A 14,414-nucleotide genomic window follows, 5' to 3' on the forward strand; every position below is an offset into this window, starting at 1 on the left:
TAAACAAAAACGGAGGAACAAATGCCTATTTTCATAACTTATGCATCTTACTCGCAAGCTGGCGTCAAAGGCATGTTGCAGAAAACCGAGAACCGTACCGGCCCTGTGAAAGCCTTGCTGGAGAAAGTCGGGGGCAGATTGCTGTCCTTCTACATGACAACCGGCAGCAATGATGTGGTTGTGATCAGCGAAGTGCCGGATGGAACGGACGCTGTGGCCGTCGGTATGGCCGTTGCGGCGTCGGGTGCGGTGACGAATATAGAAACGGTCCGCGCCTGGACTGCGGATGAGTTCACATCGATAACGCAAAAGGCTGCGTCACTGACTGGCGCCTATACGCCGCCCGGAGGCTAACAGGATATGCGCGGAGGGCCTGTAAGCCGGATCTTGTTCCGGGGTTGCCCCCTTCGATGACCATTCCTCTAGGCCGTGCATTGCTGCACAGCTCAAGCTGCCAACCCGGTCCCTCTCGGCCAGGACGCGCTTAGCGGCGGTATCGGCTTGCGCCGACCGGCCCGCGCGGGGACCCTATTTGGCATTGCTCCCGGTGGGGCTTGCCGTGCCGCCCCTGTTGCCAGCGGCGCGGTGGGCTCTTACCCCACCGTTTCACCCTTACCCTGAACCAAGGTTCTGGGCGGTCTGATTTCTGTGGCGCTTTCCGTCGGGTTGCCCCGCCCGGGCATTACCCGGCACCGTTGCCTTGTGGAGTCCGGACTTTCCTCTCGGGCTTTCGCCCCAGCGGCCATCCGGCCCTCCGCGCAAGAACCGGACTAAACTTCTGCTCGGATACCGTCAAGACGTTCCATCAACCCTGCTAACCTTTCGATGTCTCCCATGTCCTTTTTGGAAAGCGGGCCGCGTCGCGTTGGAGAAAACCGGTTTCTGAAAGCTTTCAGCAAATCCTCGGTCCGGGCCTCTGGATAGCCTGCTCTCATCGCAATAAACGCGAAGTGTTTTTCATCTGGCGGCATTTCATCAAGACTAATACCCTTGAGAACCACTGGCCCGACGCCCAGTCGACGACGCGTTAGGCGATCCCAATCAAACTTGGGGCCAGGATCAAGTTTTCGCTGGGGAGCCATGTCCGAATGCCCAATAACGTTCCATGGATGAATACCTAAGCGGCCTTGAATATCCGATAGCAAGTTTTCCAAAGCAGCCATTTGCGGCTCTGAAAACGGAACCTGCCCCGAGTTGTCTAGCTCTATCCCAATCGACCGCGAGTTGATATCGGTTCGCCCGCGCCACTCTCCTGCTCCCGCGTGCCACGCGCGGTCTTTTTCACGTACCATCTGCCAAACATTCCCGTCTGACCCAATCAAGTAATGCGCGGACACCTCGGCCTCCGGATCGCAAAGCCGGTCCAGCGCGGCCTGTGCGCTGTGCATCGCGGTGTAGTGAATGACCACCAAAGACGGTTTCAACCCATCGCGGCGTTCGCCAAAATTCGGAGATGGGTGCCAGATCGGCGTAACGGGATCAGTTGTTGACGGCACTGCGGAACGGGCTGGGATCCCAGCCACAGGCGTAACCGTCGCCATCCGGGTCCAGACCCTTGCGGTCGCGCTGAGGACCACCATTGGACAGGAAATCGATTTGAGCCTGATCCGGTGACGGGAATTGAGCGCAATTTCGCTGCGCCTTGGCCTGAAGGTTAAAACCAGAACGGCTGTAAAGTTGCGTGCCCACCGGATTGGACGTGCTCAGTGCATATTGCACAATGTTTGTCTGGCTAGTCGCGGTCCGCTCGGGCACGGCGGTTGGAGCTACGAGCTCGTAGGTCTGGCTATTTTGCTCAATCCGGGCAGCGTCAGATTCGATGCTACGTCGTTCCGACACGGCTGCGAAATCCTGTTCGTCCGAAATCGCGCCGTTGTTGGGTGCAGGCACGGGGGACACTACGGCAGGGGTTTGCCCGGTAGTGCTGGCCAATGCCGCTGCTGCTTGGTTGGCGATGTCGGCGTTCTCACCGGTGGCGACGGATGCTGTACCTGGAGCGCCCAGTGGTTGTTGTGAAACGTCGACCGGAGCGAGCAAGGGGTTGCCCACCGCACCCTGCCCCGCCAGTTGAGCCTCTCTCTGTGCCTGATATTCAGGCGTGTTGAAACCCGTGCTGGTCAGCGGTGCTACGTCCGTGCACGCAGCTGCCAGTGTCAGAGCGGGCACCAAAAGCAAAACGCGCATTGTCTGGCTCCGTGTTTAGTACGTCAGTTGCCTGAGGCTTACCACCATTTCCCCGGCTTTGCCACAAACCCGGCGGCGTTCTCCAGCGCATAGGCGGTGTTGAGCAGATCACCCTCTTCCCATGGGCGTCCGATCAACTGCAGGCCCAACGGAAGACCTTGTGCATCCAGCCCGGCGGGAACAGAGACACCGGGCAGACCAGCCAGGTTCACCGTTACCGTAAAGACGTCGTTCAAATACATTTGAACGGGATCCGCCTCGGTCATTTCGCCCAGACCGAAGGCGGCGGAAGGGGTTGCCGGGGTCAAAATCGCGTCAACACCAGCGGCAAAGACATTTTCGAAGTCTTTCTTGATCAGGGTTCGGACTCGGCGCGCGCGGTTGTAGTAGGCGTCGTAGAAACCTGCGGACAGCACATATGTACCGACCATCACACGGCGTTGCACCTCGTGGCCAAAGCCTTCGGCGCGGGTCTTTTCGTACATCTCGGTGATGCCATCGCCCTGCGCCAACTGCGCGCGACGGCCGTAGCGGACACCGTCATAGCGGGCGAGGTTCGAAGACGCCTCGGCCGGGGCAATCACATAATAGGCCGGCAACGCATACTTGGTGTGCGGCAGCGAGATATCGACGATCTCGGCGCCCGCGTCTTTCAACATCGCGGCACCATCGGCCCAGAGCTTTTCGATCTCTGCAGGCATACCGTCCATGCGGTATTCCTTGGGGATGCCGATCTTATTGCCTTTGATATCACCCGTCAGCATCGCCTCGAAATTCGGGACGGCCAGTTCCGCACTGGTCGAATCCTTGGCGTCATGGCCGCACATGGTTTCGAGCATGATCGCCGCATCGCGGACGTTCTTGGTCATCGGACCGGCCTGATCCAGCGACGAGGCGAAGGCCACGATTCCCCAGCGCGAGCAGCGGCCATAGGTGGGCTTGATGCCGGTGATGCCCACAAACGCGGCAGGCTGGCGGATCGAGCCGCCAGTGTCGGTACCGGTCGCCGCCAGACACAAGTCGGCAGAGACCGCCGAGGCCGAGCCGCCGGACGAACCGCCGGGTGTCAGCTGCGCGTCATCATTGCCGCGGCGCCACGGGCTGACTGCATTTCCGTAAACCGAGGTTTCGTTGGACGAGCCCATGGCAAATTCGTCCATATTCAGTTTACCCAACATCACCGCACCGGCATCTGCCAATTGCTGCGACACGGTAGATTCGTATTCGGGCCTGAAACCATCCAGAATTTTGGACGCTGCTTGCGACGGCACGCCCTTGGTGCAGAACAGGTCTTTGATTCCGATCGGCAAGCCACACATCGACGGCGCATCCCCACCTTTGATCCGCTCGTCTGCGGCCTTGGCGCGTTCCAGTGCAATTTCGGGCGTCTTGTGGACAAAAGCGTTCAGCGCGTCGGCGTCGTCGATGGCCTTCAGGCAGGCTTCGGTCAGCTCGACCGAGGTCACGTCACCTTTACGTAGCGCGTCGCGGGCGTCGGCCAGGCCCAGTTTGTTCAGATCGCTCATGTCTTACTCCACCACTTTGGGGACTGCGAAGAACCCTTCGCGCGCGTCGGGGGCATTGGCCAGAACCTTGTCCTGCTGATTGCCGTCGGTGACTTCGTCCTGACGGCGCTTGAGGCGCATCGGCTCGACCGAAACCATCGGTTCGACACCTTCGACATCCACTTCGTTCAGTTGCTCGATGAACCCAAGGATGGTGTTGAACTCGGATGCCAGCGCCGGCAGCGCGTCATCCTCGACCTTGATCCGGGCCAGTTTGGCCACTTTGGCGGCGGTGCTTTGGTCAATCGACATCGGCTTCCCTCATCTACGTTATGGGGCGTTTACCCGTCTGTCGCGGCAGTCGCAAGACCGCTGCGCAAGGCGGGGGCCGAGTTTCGAATTCCCCGCTCTTCACCTGCTATTCAAATCTGAATGAGTGCTATGCACAAAAGTAAACTGATTAGTTCATTTTTGAACTTGAAAACTGAACTGTACTGTTCATTTTATATTGTGCGACACAACGCAAACCGGAGAAAAAACATGAAACCCCTGATTACAGCCGCAGTCTTGTCCGCCACGCTTATGACCGCACCGGCCATGGCCTTGGGTATCGACACAAGCAACCTGACACGCACGTTGACCTTCCCGTCCCCTGTCGCGGAACCGGTCACGCAGGATCAGGTTAAACCTGCCAAGTAAAGCGCAGGTCCCAGCCGGGTCAGACTTCCCCTCTCTGACCCGGCCTTTTTTAATTTTCAAGGATGCACATCCCCAGGCAAGCCGTTAGCATATTCGCGAACACCTAAGAGGACTGCGCTAAAGTTCCGCAGTTCAGGCAAGCCAGTGGAGCAGATCATGAGCACGCAAAAACAAGCGGTTCTGGACGCAATCGATGCAGCCAACAAAAACGACCCCAACCTCGACAATGGTCGCCCCGAAGCCCTTCTGTATGGCGAACGAATGAGTTTCGAGCTGGACCGTTTGTTTCCGCAAGCCTCTGATGCTTTGCAAATCGCCGCGCGCGGCCAACATGTAGAGCGATGGAAACTTGCTCGCAATGCGTACCCGGAAGGCCGGGCGGGCTATCTGGCATGGCGCAAGGCGCAGGGGGTTCACCACGCGGACGTGGTGATGGCCCTGATGACCCGTGAAGGCTATGGCGCAGAACAAGCCGAGGCCGCAGGGCGCATGTTGCGCAAGCAAGGCATCAAACGCGACGAAGAGGTGCAGGCGCTGGAAGACGTGATCTGCTTTGTATTCCTGAAATGGTATTTTCAGCCCTTTGCCGCGAAACACTCAGTTAAGAAAATCCAGAGCATCGTCGAAAAAACTGCCCGCAAAATGTCCCTGGAGGGACGCGCGCGGGTATTGAGTGAATTCGACCTTCCCGATCATTTGGCCTCAGCGTTTCGGGACTAAGTACACACCGATCTGGTTTTGCAGTGTGTTGACTGTTTGCCCAGGTAACCGGGCTAACAGAAACGGCTATACCGTCGCATCCTTCAAGACCGAATACCCTTTGCAAAGCGGCCCCGTATCAGGGCCGCGCGATACACCTCGATCATCCAGCCCAACATTATGGCGTTCAGGATGTGCCACATGAAATGAGTCCCCAGAGGCCATTGTCCGCAAACCGGCATGTCGAGCGCGCGGAAGGTGATCGACAGGATCAGGATCAGAGCCCCGATTGTCATTCCTTTGGCCAGGTTCGGATCACGACTGCGCAACAGGAACGCATAGATCAGGATCAGCAAAGGAACCGGCGCGTAAGCCGCCGACCCACCAAGCCCCGGAACCAGTTGGAACAGCGGTGCAGTGGCAGCCGCGTATGGAAGAAAGAGAAGCATCCCTGCAAGAGCCAATCCAGAAGACATCCGCCAGATGTCCCTGTTCACTGCAAAGATATAGACCAGAATGAACAGAAGGATCGGCACCACATCTGCCAAGGCCGCCCAGACCTGCGCATGTGTGTGGAACAGATAGCTGCCAATCCCGATCATCGCCAAAAGCGCAACCAGAACCATGGCCAGTGGCATGTCCTGATCGCGCGCCCGTCGCCACATGATCCAAGCAGAAATCAGAAAGGCCCCGTTTGTGGCCGCATTGATTGGCTCGGCCCAATAGTCCGGCGACAAGCGTTCGCAATATCCGTCAATTTCTCGAATCCAGTCCATGAAATTTTACATAGCCGATGCTAGGTTGATGCCAATAGTATGTTCAGGAGGAAACAATTTATGAATATTATCTGGTTGGGCCATGGCAGTTTCCGCATCGAAACGCAGGGGCAGGTTCTATTGATTGATCCGTGGCTGACCGGCAACCCGGTTTTGCCCGAAGAACAGCATGATGCAGCGCTGGACGGCGCAACCCATATCCTTCTGACCCATACACATTTTGACCATGTCGCTGATGTTCTGCCGCTGGCCAAGCATCTGAAAATCCCGGTTGTTGGTCAATACGACTTGATGGGATTTTGGAGTGAAGCGGAAGGCATTGAAACCATCGGCTTCAACAAAGGCGGCACTGTCGATCTGAAAGGGGTCAAGGTGACAATGGTCCCGGCCTCTCACAGCTCAACTTTTTCAACCCCCGACGGTCTGCGCACTAGCGGTAGCGAGGTCGGTTTCATGATCGCGGCTGAGGGAAAAATGCTTTACGTTTCTGGCGACACTGACATCATGGCCGATATGGACTGGATGGGGGATTACTACAAACCCGATATCGGCATTCTGTCGGCTGGTGGACACTTCACCATGGACATGAAAGCCACCGCCTATGCCGCCAATCGGTATTTCAACTTCAAGACGGTTATTCCTTGTCATTACAAGACCTTCCCAATTCTTGAACAGTCCGCACAGGCTCTGATTGATGGGCTTCCGGGGGTCGACGTGATCGAACCAGAGGTCATGAAAGCTATCACCGTCTGACGCAACGCGCCGGATCAGTCCGGCACGTCCTTGCGGCGGGCTTCGAAGAAGGCTTTCAGAAGGGCCGCAGCGTCTTCACTGGCGATCCCGTCATAGACTTCGGGCACGTGGTGGGACTGCGAGTGTGAAAACACCCGCGCCCCATGGGCCACACCCCCGGATTTGGGATCAGCGGCCCCATAGTAAATCCGGCGGATGCGCGCGGCCGCGAGGGCCGCAGCGCACATGGCGCACGGCTCCAACGTCACATAGAGATCATGGTCCGGCAACCGCTCGGACCCCGCCTTGGCACAGGCCGCGCGCAGGACCATGATCTCAGCATGGGCCGTTGGGTCATTCAATTCGCGCGTTCGGTTCCCTGCTGTCGCCACAACACTTCCGTTAGGGCCGACAATAACAGCCCCCACCGGTACTTCGCCACGACCCGCTGCCGCGCGCGCCTCGGCCAGGGCCTGTTCCATATGCGATTTGAACACCATGCCTCTGACTGCATCAGAAACCTGCCTTTCGCAAGCGCGCGGGATGCGTTATGGGCCTGACATGAACAAGACCCCTCCTCCTGGCGACCGGATCGCCAAAGTTCTGGCCCGTGCTGGCATCGCATCGCGGCGCGAGGCTGAGCGCATGATCGAAGCAGGCCGTGTGGCCGTCAATGGTAAGACCATCGACAGCCCGGCCCTGAACATCACATCCAAGGACAAGATTGTTGTCGATGGCAAACCTGTCTCAGAACCGGAACCATCGCGCTTGTGGCTGTACCACAAGCCTGCGGGGTTGGTGACAACGACTCGCGATGAAAAAGGGCGCGATACGATATTCGACAAACTGCCCGACGACATGCCACGGGTCATGAGCGTCGGTCGGCTGGACCTGAATTCCGAAGGCTTGTTGTTGCTGACCAATGACGGTGGCATCAAACGCAAGCTCGAACTGCCCTCGACCGGCTGGTTGCGGAAATACCGTGTTCGCATAAATGGCCGTCCCAAGGACGAAAATTTCGAACCACTGCGCAAAGGCCTGGTGATCGAAGGCGAGCGGTTTCAGCCAATGACCGTGGCGCTTGATCGACAACAAGGTGCAAATGCTTGGCTGACCATCGGACTGCGCGAAGGCAAGAACCGCGAGATCCGTCGCGCGATAGAAGATATCGGATTTACCGTGAACCGCCTGTTGCGCGTTTCATACGGCCCGTTCCAACTGGGGACTCTGAAACAGGGTGAGGTTGAAGAAATCCGCCGCCGTGTAATGCGGGATCAGCTTGGCCTGGAAGCCGAGGATAAACCGGAGAGTGCGCCCAAGCGCCCGACGCGACCGCAAAGAAAACGGGCACCGATCGGCAAGAAACCCCGCAAGTGACGCAGGTTTGGCAACCTTCCCCCTAGCGCCAAGCCAGCGTATCCCTTAGATTTTCTGTGAATGCTGCTATTTGGGGGGCGTGATGTCCGGAAGCGGAGTGCAAAAGCTGGCTTACGCTGTATTGCTGGTGCTGTTGCTTGGTGTTTGCACCGGCCTGCTGGGAGGCCTGTAAAGCATGGCAAAGCGGTTCGGCGGCAAATACAGCCCGGAGGGCGACGTGTCGGGTGACACGTCTGCACCTCGGGCTCAGTTTGATGGGGCGCAGGTTGAACCCGCAGGCGCGCGGGCAAATATCTTGTTCCTGCCTGCTATCCCATTGGTGTTTCTGTCACTGAACGATGGCGCGATTGGCATGACGATCGGTCTGATCGCGGCTGGCGTGTTGACGGCAGCGGCGTTTTTGCTGCGTGAGGGCCTGCGGGCCGAGGCCGCGTATAACACCCGCAAAACCGCCCGGCGCCCTGCGTTTCCGCGCAAGATCTTTGCAAGCCTTCTGACAGGTTTGGGTGCAGGGCTTGCCTCCTACAGGACCGAGTTTCTGGATGCCGAAACTGTCGCACAAGCCAGCTTGTTGGCGCCGGTGCTGTTTGGCGTTGCAGCTACCGTTCTGCATTCTATCTCATTCGGGCTTGATCCGATGAAGGACAAGGGCATGGAAGGGATCGACACCTTTCAGCAAGACCGCGTGGCCCGCGTTGTCGATGATGCCGAGAAACATCTCTCGGAGATGACGGATGCCATCAAACGTGCAGGCGACCGGCAGGTCGAAGCCCGTGTCGAGCGGTTTCAGGACACCGCGCGCGATCTGTTCCGCACAGTCGAGGAAGATCCCCGTGATCTGGCCGGTGCCCGGAAATACCTGACTGTCTATCTGCAGGGCGCACGTGATGCGACAGTCAAGTTTGCGGATGTCTATTCCCGTACACGCGACGCGCAATCACTGGCAGACTATTCTGCTCTGCTGGACGATCTGGAACAGAATTTCGCTGCGCGTACGCGCAAAATGCTTTTGGATGACCGCAGTGATCTGACGGTCGAAATCGACGTGTTGCGTGAAAGACTGCAGCGCGAAGGCGTCCGGTTGGACTGACCGGCTAAAATTTGAGCGAGGAACATCCCCATGTCCGATGAGATCAAGAACAAGGCAGTTCAGGTTGAAACTTTGGTGCAGGAAGTCACAGCGGTTGCCCTGCCCGAACCCCAGGCTCAGATCGTCTCTTTGGAAGAGGCCGACGAACCCGTCAGCGCCGAGATTCGCAAGCGGATGAACGAAATCGATATGGACAATACCAATTCGATTGTCTCGTTTGGCTCGTCTGCTCAGGCGGAATTGCAGGAAATCAGCCAGGCCATGTTGGCGGATGTGCGTAACAAGGATGTCGGTCCGGCGGGCGACAGCCTGCGCAACATCGTAACCACGATCCGCGGATTCTCGGTCAGTGAACTGGACGTGCGCCGCGAACGCAGCTGGTGGGAAAAGCTGCTGGGCAAGGCAGCTCCATTTGCGAAGTTCACCGCTCAGTACGAAGATGTTCAGGGTCAGATCGACCGCATTACCGACGATCTTCTGGGGCACGAGCATACGCTGCTCAAGGACATCAAGTCGTTGGACCTGCTGTATGAAAAAACTTTGGACTTTTATGATGAACTGGCGCTGTACATAGCGGCAGGCGAGGAAAAGCTGACCGAACTGGACAGCTATGACATACCCGAGAAAGAAGCCGAAGTTCAGGCCGCACCCGAAGAACAGCAGGTGATGAAGGCGCAGGAGTTGCGTGACATCCGCGCGGCCCGCGACGACCTTGAACGCCGGGTTCATGACCTGAAACTGACTCGTCAGGTCACAATGCAGTCACTGCCTTCGATCCGGCTGGTGCAGGAGAACGACAAATCGCTGGTCACCAAGATCAACTCGACATTGGTGAACACGGTCCCGCTTTGGGAAACGCAGCTGGCTCAGGCCGTTACCATCCAGCGCAGCGCCGAGGCTGCCGCCGCAGTGCGGGACGCCAACGATCTGACCAATGAGCTCTTGACCTCGAACGCAGCCAACCTGCGTGAATCGAACAAGATGATCCGCGAAGAGATGGAACGTGGCGTGTTCGATATCGAAGCGGTCAAACAAGCAAATGCGGACCTCATCGGCACCATCAACGAAAGCCTTGCAATTGCCGACGATGGCAAGGCCAAACGCGCCGCTGCCGAGGTTGAGTTGCAGAAGATGGAAGCGGAACTGCGCGATACGCTGGCGGCCGCCAAGGCACGCCGCGACGGAACCGGCGACAATGCCGGCACGGCGGTACCCGGCTAAAGGCGGAATTGGCGTGCGGGCCTTCGACCTTGCGAAACTGACGGTGGGGGTGGTCTCGTTTTTGGCTCTGGCCAATTGCGATGAAACCCTGACGTCTTCTGTTGTGCCGCAGCCACGTCCAGCGCCTGCCCCAAGGGCGGCAAATGCCTATGTGCCGCCTTCTGCCGCAAGTCAGGATCTGGCACGTTTTTATCAACGGGTCGAACGGGATCTGCTGGTTCGGGGACTTCTGCGTACCGATGGCGGTGGTCCGGATACCCCTTATGACGCCGATGATCTGGCGCGGAATTTCGAAGCCATTGCGTTCTACAGCGAGTATCCGACGCAAAGCGTCTCGATTGGCTCGCGTCAGACGGACGGGCAGCTCAGCCGATGGTCAGGCCCTGTCCGCATTCAGACAGAGTTCGGCCCGTCCGTCCTGCCTGCCACACGGCACCAGGATGCAGAGCGGGTTCAATCCTTTTCCACTCGTCTGGCCCGGTTGACGGATCATCCCATTTCCGTTGTTTCACGAAATGCCAATTTTCACGTCTTCTTCGCAGGCAAGGACGACAGTGCATACGTTGTATCCCGTCTGAAACAACTTATCCCGAATATCAGCCAAGAATCGCTGAACCTGGTGGCCAACCCACGTGCAAATTTCGATTGTTTGGTGTTTGCCTCGGCAACGACCACATCGCCGCACAAATATGTGCGTGCGGTTTCGCTGATCCGAGCCGAGTTGACCGACCTGGTCCGCCGCAGCTGCATTCACGAAGAAATCGCGCAAGGGCTTGGTTTGTCGAATGACAGCCCGGCAGCAAGGCCTTCGATCTTCAATGATGATGACGAGTTTGCCTTGTTGACCAGCCATGACGAAAAACTGCTGACGATGCTTTATGATCAGCGATTGGAACCCGGTGTAACGGTAGATGAGGCGCGCCCCGTTATTCGGATCATTTCACGAGAATTGATGGGGCAGCCGCTCTGACCCCAAGGACAGGAGAACCCAAATGGGAATATTCGACTTTCTGACCGGAGAATTCATTGATGTCATCCATTGGGTGGATGACACCCGCGACACCATGGTCTGGCGGTTCGAACGCGAAGGCCACGAAATCAAATACGGCGCCAAGCTGACGGTCCGCGAAGGTCAGGCGGCTGTGTTTGTGCATGAAGGCCAATTGGCGGATGTGTTCACACCGGGCCTTTATATGCTTGAAACCAACAACATGCCGATCCTGACAACGCTGCAGCATTGGGATCATGGCTTTCAGTCACCTTTCAAGTCCGAAGTCTATTTCGTCAACACCACCCGGTTCAATGACCTGAAATGGGGCACCAAGAACCCGATCATGCTGCGCGATCCGGAATTCGGGCCGACACGTATCCGCGCCTTCGGCACCTATACTGTGCGCGTGAAAGACCCGGCCAGATTCCTGGTCGAGATCGTCGGGACTGACGGCGAATTCACCATGGACGAGATCAGTTTCCAAGTGCGCAACATCATCGTGCAAGAGTTCAGCCGTGTCATTTCGGGTTCAGGTATTCCGGTATTGGACATGGCGGCAAACACCGCCGATTTGGGCAAGCTGATTGCAGCCGAGGTGTCGCCCGTGCTGGACAGCTATGGGCTGGAGATGCCGGAATTTTATATCGAAAACATCTCGCTGCCACCGGCGGTCGAGGCGGCTCTGGACAAGCGGACCTCGATGGGGCTGGCCGGCGATCTGGGCAAGTTCACGCAGTATTCCGCCGCCGAGGCGATGACAGCAGCCGCGAACAACCCCGGACAAGGCGGTGGCATGGGTGCCGGTCTTGGAATGGGAATGGGCATGGCGATGGCGCAGCAGATGTCGAACATGGCAGCGGGCCAACCAAGCGGCCCGTGGGGATCGCCCTCTCCCGCTGCCCCGCAACCGGCAACACATGCGGCACCGCCGCCCCCGCCCCCGGTCGAGCACGTCTGGCATATCGCCGTGGATGGTCAAACCAGTGGGCCGTTTTCCAAAGCCAAGATGGGACGCATGGCAAGCGATGGTGACCTGACGCGCGAAACCCATGTCTGGACCGCGGGTCAGGACGGCTGGAAAAAGGCGGGTGACGTGCAGGAATTGGCGCAGCTGTTTACGATACTGCCACCTCCACCGCCGGGAAGCTGAGCATGAGGCCGTCTTGTCGGGCAGCAACTTGTACGACGTTCGTTTCAGCATGTAACAAACGCTGCCCAAGTCGGAATAGTCTGCGATGGATGTGAAAGCGCACCACTCATGAACGACAGCATTTCATTGTCTTCAACTTCAGAACAGGAACACCGCTTTCCTTGCCAGCAATGCGGTGCTGATTATCGTTTTAATCCGGGTGATGGCACCCTGACCTGCGATCATTGCGGCCATTCCGAACCGATCGGCGCTGGCCCGTGGGGTGGCGCCAGCCTGCGGGAACTGGATTTCAACGTAGCCATCGCGGATCGGCTGCCCGAAAGCGAGATTGAAGAAACCCGGGTTTTGTCCTGCCCGAACTGCGCCGCACAAGTCGAGTTCGACCCGGACACGCATGCGGCGGAATGCCCGTTCTGTGCCACACCCGTGGTTACCGACACAGGCATCAACAGGCACATCAAACCGAAGGGCGTCCTGCCATTTGCCCTAGACGAGCGGTCGGCCCACAAGGCCATGGGCAATTGGCTCGGGCGGTTGTGGTTTGCACCGAACGGGTTGAAGGAGTATGCCCGAAAAGGCCGCAAGATGCAGGGCATCTACGTCCCTTACTGGACGTTCGACGCGGATACCAAGTCCAGCTATCGCGGCGAGCGTGGTGTTGTCTATTACGAAACCCGCACCGTCATGCGGGATGGAAAGCGGGTGCAGCAACAGGTGCCCAAAGTCCGCTGGACGCCCAGATCAGGCCGTGTCGCGCGGTTTTTTGACGACGTGCTAGTGCTTGCTTCGAAATCTCTGCCCAAGTCTTACACGGACGCTCTGGAACCCTGGGATTTGCCTGCGCTGGAACCATATCAGCCGGAATACCTCGCCGGTTTTCGCGCCGAGGCGTACACAGTCGAGCTACGGGACGGCTACACCGAAGCCCGCGCGCACATGGCGCGCGTCATCGAACGAGACGTACGTTTTGATATCGGCGGCGACAGGCAGCGTATCCACGCCGTGAACACAGAGGTGCGCGATGTCACGTTCAAACACATCCTGCTGCCCGTCTGGATGGCGGCCTACAAATATCGCGGCCAGACCTATCGTTTTGTGGTGAATGGACGCACCGGGCGGGTACAGGGAGAGCGTCCGTGGTCTTCAATCAAGATCACGATTGCCGTTGTTCTGGGTCTGCTTGTTGCCGCTGGTGTTGGGTATCTGATGGCCACCGGTCAGCAGTAACAACTGGTTCCGCTCTCTTGATATATCGCCAAAAGCAAGGTCATCTTCGGATTCGCAACTCTGAGGCGAGGTTACCGTGTCGTTTGCTGAACTGAATTCCCTGCTGGAGAAACGCCATTCCTGTCGGGCCTTTTTGTCGGACGCGGTGCCGAAAGAACAAATCGAACAGATCATCGCAAGCGCGTCCCGAGTTCCCAGCTGGTGCAACGCTCAGCCCTGGCAATTGGTGATCACCAGCGCAGAAGAAACAAACCGGTTCCGCAAAGCGATGCTGGACGAAGCGTCCTCTGGCATCGCAGCACCGGACCTTCCGTTCCCCGCGTCCTATTCTGGTGAATATCAGGATCGCCGTCGTGCCTGCGGCTGGGCGCTGTATGAAGCCGTCGGCGTTGAACGCGGAGACCGCGCGGGCTCGGCACAACAAATGATGCAAAACTTCGCACTGTTTGAGGCGCCACATTGTGCCGTTGTCTCAAGCCCAGTCGAACTTGGGCCTTATGGTGCAATGGATTGTGGTGGCTTTGTCACGGCCTTTACACTCGCCGCTCAGGCCCTGGGGGTGGCGACCATTCCTCAGGCGGCGCTGGCGGCATACAGCCCGTTTTTGCATCGGTATTTTGACATCCCTGATGATCGGCTGATCCTATGCGCAATTTCCTTTGGTTATTCAGATGAAAACCATCCTGCAAACAAGTTCCGCACAGATCGCGCCGCATTGGGTGACTTTGTGAATTGGCGCGGTTAAACCGTTTTCAAACAGGTG

General features: G+C 57.9%; 17 protein-coding genes and 1 other RNA gene. 11 read left to right on the forward strand and 7 right to left on the reverse strand.

Annotation, left to right across the window (positions count from 1 at the left end; all coding sequences use genetic code 11):
* Positions 1-21: 21 nt before the first annotated feature.
* A complete protein-coding gene (locus tag Q0816_RS02225; RefSeq protein ID WP_298847142.1) occupies positions 22-354 on the forward strand; it encodes a GYD domain-containing protein in 333 nt (110 codons plus the stop codon).
* A 6-nt stretch (positions 355-360) separates the two neighbouring features.
* On the opposite strand, the gene rnpB is transcribed toward Q0816_RS02225, so the two are convergent.
* The 5 genes from rnpB to gatC form a co-directional block, all read right to left on the reverse strand.
* Positions 361-758: RNase P RNA component class A (rnpB, locus tag Q0816_RS02230), an RNA gene on the reverse strand.
* A gap of 12 nt (positions 759-770) precedes the next feature.
* Positions 771-1,514 carry an N-acetylmuramoyl-L-alanine amidase gene (locus tag Q0816_RS02235; protein ID WP_298847268.1) on the reverse strand — a complete coding sequence of 248 codons (744 nt, stop codon included), beginning with the start codon at positions 1,512-1,514 and terminating at the stop codon, positions 771-773.
* The gene (locus tag Q0816_RS02240; RefSeq protein WP_298847145.1) at positions 1,480-2,184 is read right to left on the reverse strand and encodes a hypothetical protein; all 705 of its coding nucleotides are present in this window, start codon (positions 2,182-2,184) and stop codon (positions 1,480-1,482) included. Before Q0816_RS02240 ends, Q0816_RS02235 begins: the two co-directional genes overlap by 35 nt.
* A gap of 38 nt (positions 2,185-2,222) precedes the next feature.
* A complete protein-coding gene (gene gatA, locus Q0816_RS02245) occupies positions 2,223-3,710 on the reverse strand; it encodes an Asp-tRNA(Asn)/Glu-tRNA(Gln) amidotransferase subunit GatA (RefSeq protein WP_298847147.1) in 1,488 nt (495 codons plus the stop codon).
* 3 nt (positions 3,711-3,713) lie between these two features.
* Complete coding sequence (gene gatC / locus Q0816_RS02250) at positions 3,714-4,001, reverse strand: Asp-tRNA(Asn)/Glu-tRNA(Gln) amidotransferase subunit GatC (RefSeq protein WP_050602932.1); 288 nt, start codon at positions 3,999-4,001, stop codon at positions 3,714-3,716.
* A 228-nt stretch (positions 4,002-4,229) separates the two neighbouring features.
* On the opposite strand from gatC, the gene Q0816_RS02255 reads away from it, so the two are divergent.
* Both Q0816_RS02255 and Q0816_RS02260 read left to right on the forward strand, forming a co-directional pair.
* Positions 4,230-4,388, forward strand: coding sequence for a hypothetical protein (locus Q0816_RS02255; protein ID WP_298847152.1), 159 nt, complete (start codon positions 4,230-4,232; stop codon positions 4,386-4,388).
* A gap of 156 nt (positions 4,389-4,544) precedes the next feature.
* A complete protein-coding gene (locus tag Q0816_RS02260) occupies positions 4,545-5,108 on the forward strand; it encodes a DUF4202 domain-containing protein (RefSeq protein WP_298847155.1) in 564 nt (187 codons plus the stop codon).
* An 83-nt stretch (positions 5,109-5,191) separates the two neighbouring features.
* On the opposite strand, the gene Q0816_RS02265 is transcribed toward Q0816_RS02260, so the two are convergent.
* Positions 5,192-5,863 (reverse strand): ceramidase domain-containing protein, encoded by a 672-nt coding sequence (locus Q0816_RS02265; RefSeq protein WP_298847158.1) that lies wholly within the window; start codon positions 5,861-5,863, stop codon positions 5,192-5,194.
* 60 nt (positions 5,864-5,923) lie between these two features.
* Here Q0816_RS02265 and Q0816_RS02270 point away from each other — a divergent pair, with 60 nt between their 5' ends.
* Positions 5,924-6,616 carry a metal-dependent hydrolase gene (locus tag Q0816_RS02270; RefSeq protein WP_298847161.1) on the forward strand — a complete coding sequence of 231 codons (693 nt, stop codon included), beginning with the start codon at positions 5,924-5,926 and terminating at the stop codon, positions 6,614-6,616.
* A gap of 14 nt (positions 6,617-6,630) precedes the next feature.
* On the opposite strand, the gene Q0816_RS02275 is transcribed toward Q0816_RS02270, so the two are convergent.
* Positions 6,631-7,095, reverse strand: coding sequence for a nucleoside deaminase (locus Q0816_RS02275; RefSeq protein ID WP_298847164.1), 465 nt, complete (start codon positions 7,093-7,095; stop codon positions 6,631-6,633).
* Between Q0816_RS02275 and Q0816_RS02280 the strand changes: the two genes are divergently transcribed.
* The 7 genes from Q0816_RS02280 to Q0816_RS02310 all read left to right on the forward strand — a co-directional run bounded on the left by Q0816_RS02280 (position 7,094) and on the right by Q0816_RS02310 (position 14,396).
* Positions 7,094-7,972, forward strand: a complete 879-nt coding sequence (locus Q0816_RS02280; protein WP_298847167.1) for a pseudouridine synthase — start codon at positions 7,094-7,096, stop codon at positions 7,970-7,972. The genes Q0816_RS02275 and Q0816_RS02280 overlap by 2 nt on opposite strands.
* Positions 7,973-8,147: 175 nt before the next feature.
* Positions 8,148-9,062, forward strand: coding sequence for a 5-bromo-4-chloroindolyl phosphate hydrolysis family protein (locus tag Q0816_RS02285; RefSeq protein WP_298847169.1), 915 nt, complete (start codon positions 8,148-8,150; stop codon positions 9,060-9,062).
* 30 nt (positions 9,063-9,092) lie between these two features.
* Positions 9,093-10,283, forward strand: a complete 1,191-nt coding sequence (locus Q0816_RS02290) for a toxic anion resistance protein (protein WP_298847174.1) — start codon at positions 9,093-9,095, stop codon at positions 10,281-10,283.
* A complete protein-coding gene (locus Q0816_RS02295) occupies positions 10,258-11,253 on the forward strand; it encodes a DUF2927 domain-containing protein (RefSeq protein WP_298847177.1) in 996 nt (331 codons plus the stop codon). Before Q0816_RS02290 ends, Q0816_RS02295 begins: the two co-directional genes overlap by 26 nt.
* A 22-nt stretch (positions 11,254-11,275) precedes the next feature.
* The gene (locus Q0816_RS02300; protein ID WP_298847188.1) at positions 11,276-12,424 is read left to right on the forward strand and encodes an SPFH domain-containing protein; all 1,149 of its coding nucleotides are present in this window, start codon (positions 11,276-11,278) and stop codon (positions 12,422-12,424) included.
* A 108-nt stretch (positions 12,425-12,532) separates the two neighbouring features.
* Positions 12,533-13,651, forward strand: a complete 1,119-nt coding sequence (locus Q0816_RS02305) for a TFIIB-type zinc finger domain-containing protein (RefSeq protein ID WP_298847190.1) — start codon at positions 12,533-12,535, stop codon at positions 13,649-13,651.
* Between the two features lie 76 nt (positions 13,652-13,727).
* Complete coding sequence (locus Q0816_RS02310) at positions 13,728-14,396, forward strand: nitroreductase (protein WP_298847192.1); 669 nt, start codon at positions 13,728-13,730, stop codon at positions 14,394-14,396.
* The last annotated feature ends 18 nt before the right edge of the window (positions 14,397-14,414 follow it).

The organism is uncultured Ruegeria sp. (assembly GCF_947497005.1).
Classification (GTDB): domain Bacteria; phylum Pseudomonadota; class Alphaproteobacteria; order Rhodobacterales; family Rhodobacteraceae; genus Ruegeria.

Coding starts and splice junctions, on each gene's coding strand:
- Q0816_RS02225 (WP_298847142.1), top strand. CDS start 22: ATGCCTATTTTCATAACTTATGCATCTTACTCGCAAGCTGGCGTCAAA.
- Q0816_RS02240 (WP_298847145.1), bottom strand. CDS start 2,184: ATGCGCGTTTTGCTTTTGGTGCCCGCTCTGACACTGGCAGCTGCGTGC.
- gatA (WP_298847147.1), bottom strand. CDS start 3,710: ATGAGCGATCTGAACAAACTGGGCCTGGCCGACGCCCGCGACGCGCTA.
- gatC (WP_050602932.1), bottom strand. CDS start 4,001: ATGTCGATTGACCAAAGCACCGCCGCCAAAGTGGCCAAACTGGCCCGG.
- Q0816_RS02255 (WP_298847152.1), top strand. CDS start 4,230: ATGAAACCCCTGATTACAGCCGCAGTCTTGTCCGCCACGCTTATGACC.
- Q0816_RS02260 (WP_298847155.1), top strand. CDS start 4,545: ATGAGCACGCAAAAACAAGCGGTTCTGGACGCAATCGATGCAGCCAAC.
- Q0816_RS02265 (WP_298847158.1), bottom strand. CDS start 5,863: ATGGACTGGATTCGAGAAATTGACGGATATTGCGAACGCTTGTCGCCG.
- Q0816_RS02270 (WP_298847161.1), top strand. CDS start 5,924: ATGAATATTATCTGGTTGGGCCATGGCAGTTTCCGCATCGAAACGCAG.
- Q0816_RS02280 (WP_298847167.1), top strand. CDS start 7,094: ATGCCTCTGACTGCATCAGAAACCTGCCTTTCGCAAGCGCGCGGGATG.
- Q0816_RS02275 (WP_298847164.1), bottom strand. CDS start 7,095: ATGGTGTTCAAATCGCATATGGAACAGGCCCTGGCCGAGGCGCGCGCG.
- Q0816_RS02285 (WP_298847169.1), top strand. CDS start 8,148: ATGGCAAAGCGGTTCGGCGGCAAATACAGCCCGGAGGGCGACGTGTCG.
- Q0816_RS02290 (WP_298847174.1), top strand. CDS start 9,093: ATGTCCGATGAGATCAAGAACAAGGCAGTTCAGGTTGAAACTTTGGTG.
- Q0816_RS02295 (WP_298847177.1), top strand. CDS start 10,258: ATGCCGGCACGGCGGTACCCGGCTAAAGGCGGAATTGGCGTGCGGGCC.
- Q0816_RS02300 (WP_298847188.1), top strand. CDS start 11,276: ATGGGAATATTCGACTTTCTGACCGGAGAATTCATTGATGTCATCCAT.
- Q0816_RS02305 (WP_298847190.1), top strand. CDS start 12,533: ATGAACGACAGCATTTCATTGTCTTCAACTTCAGAACAGGAACACCGC.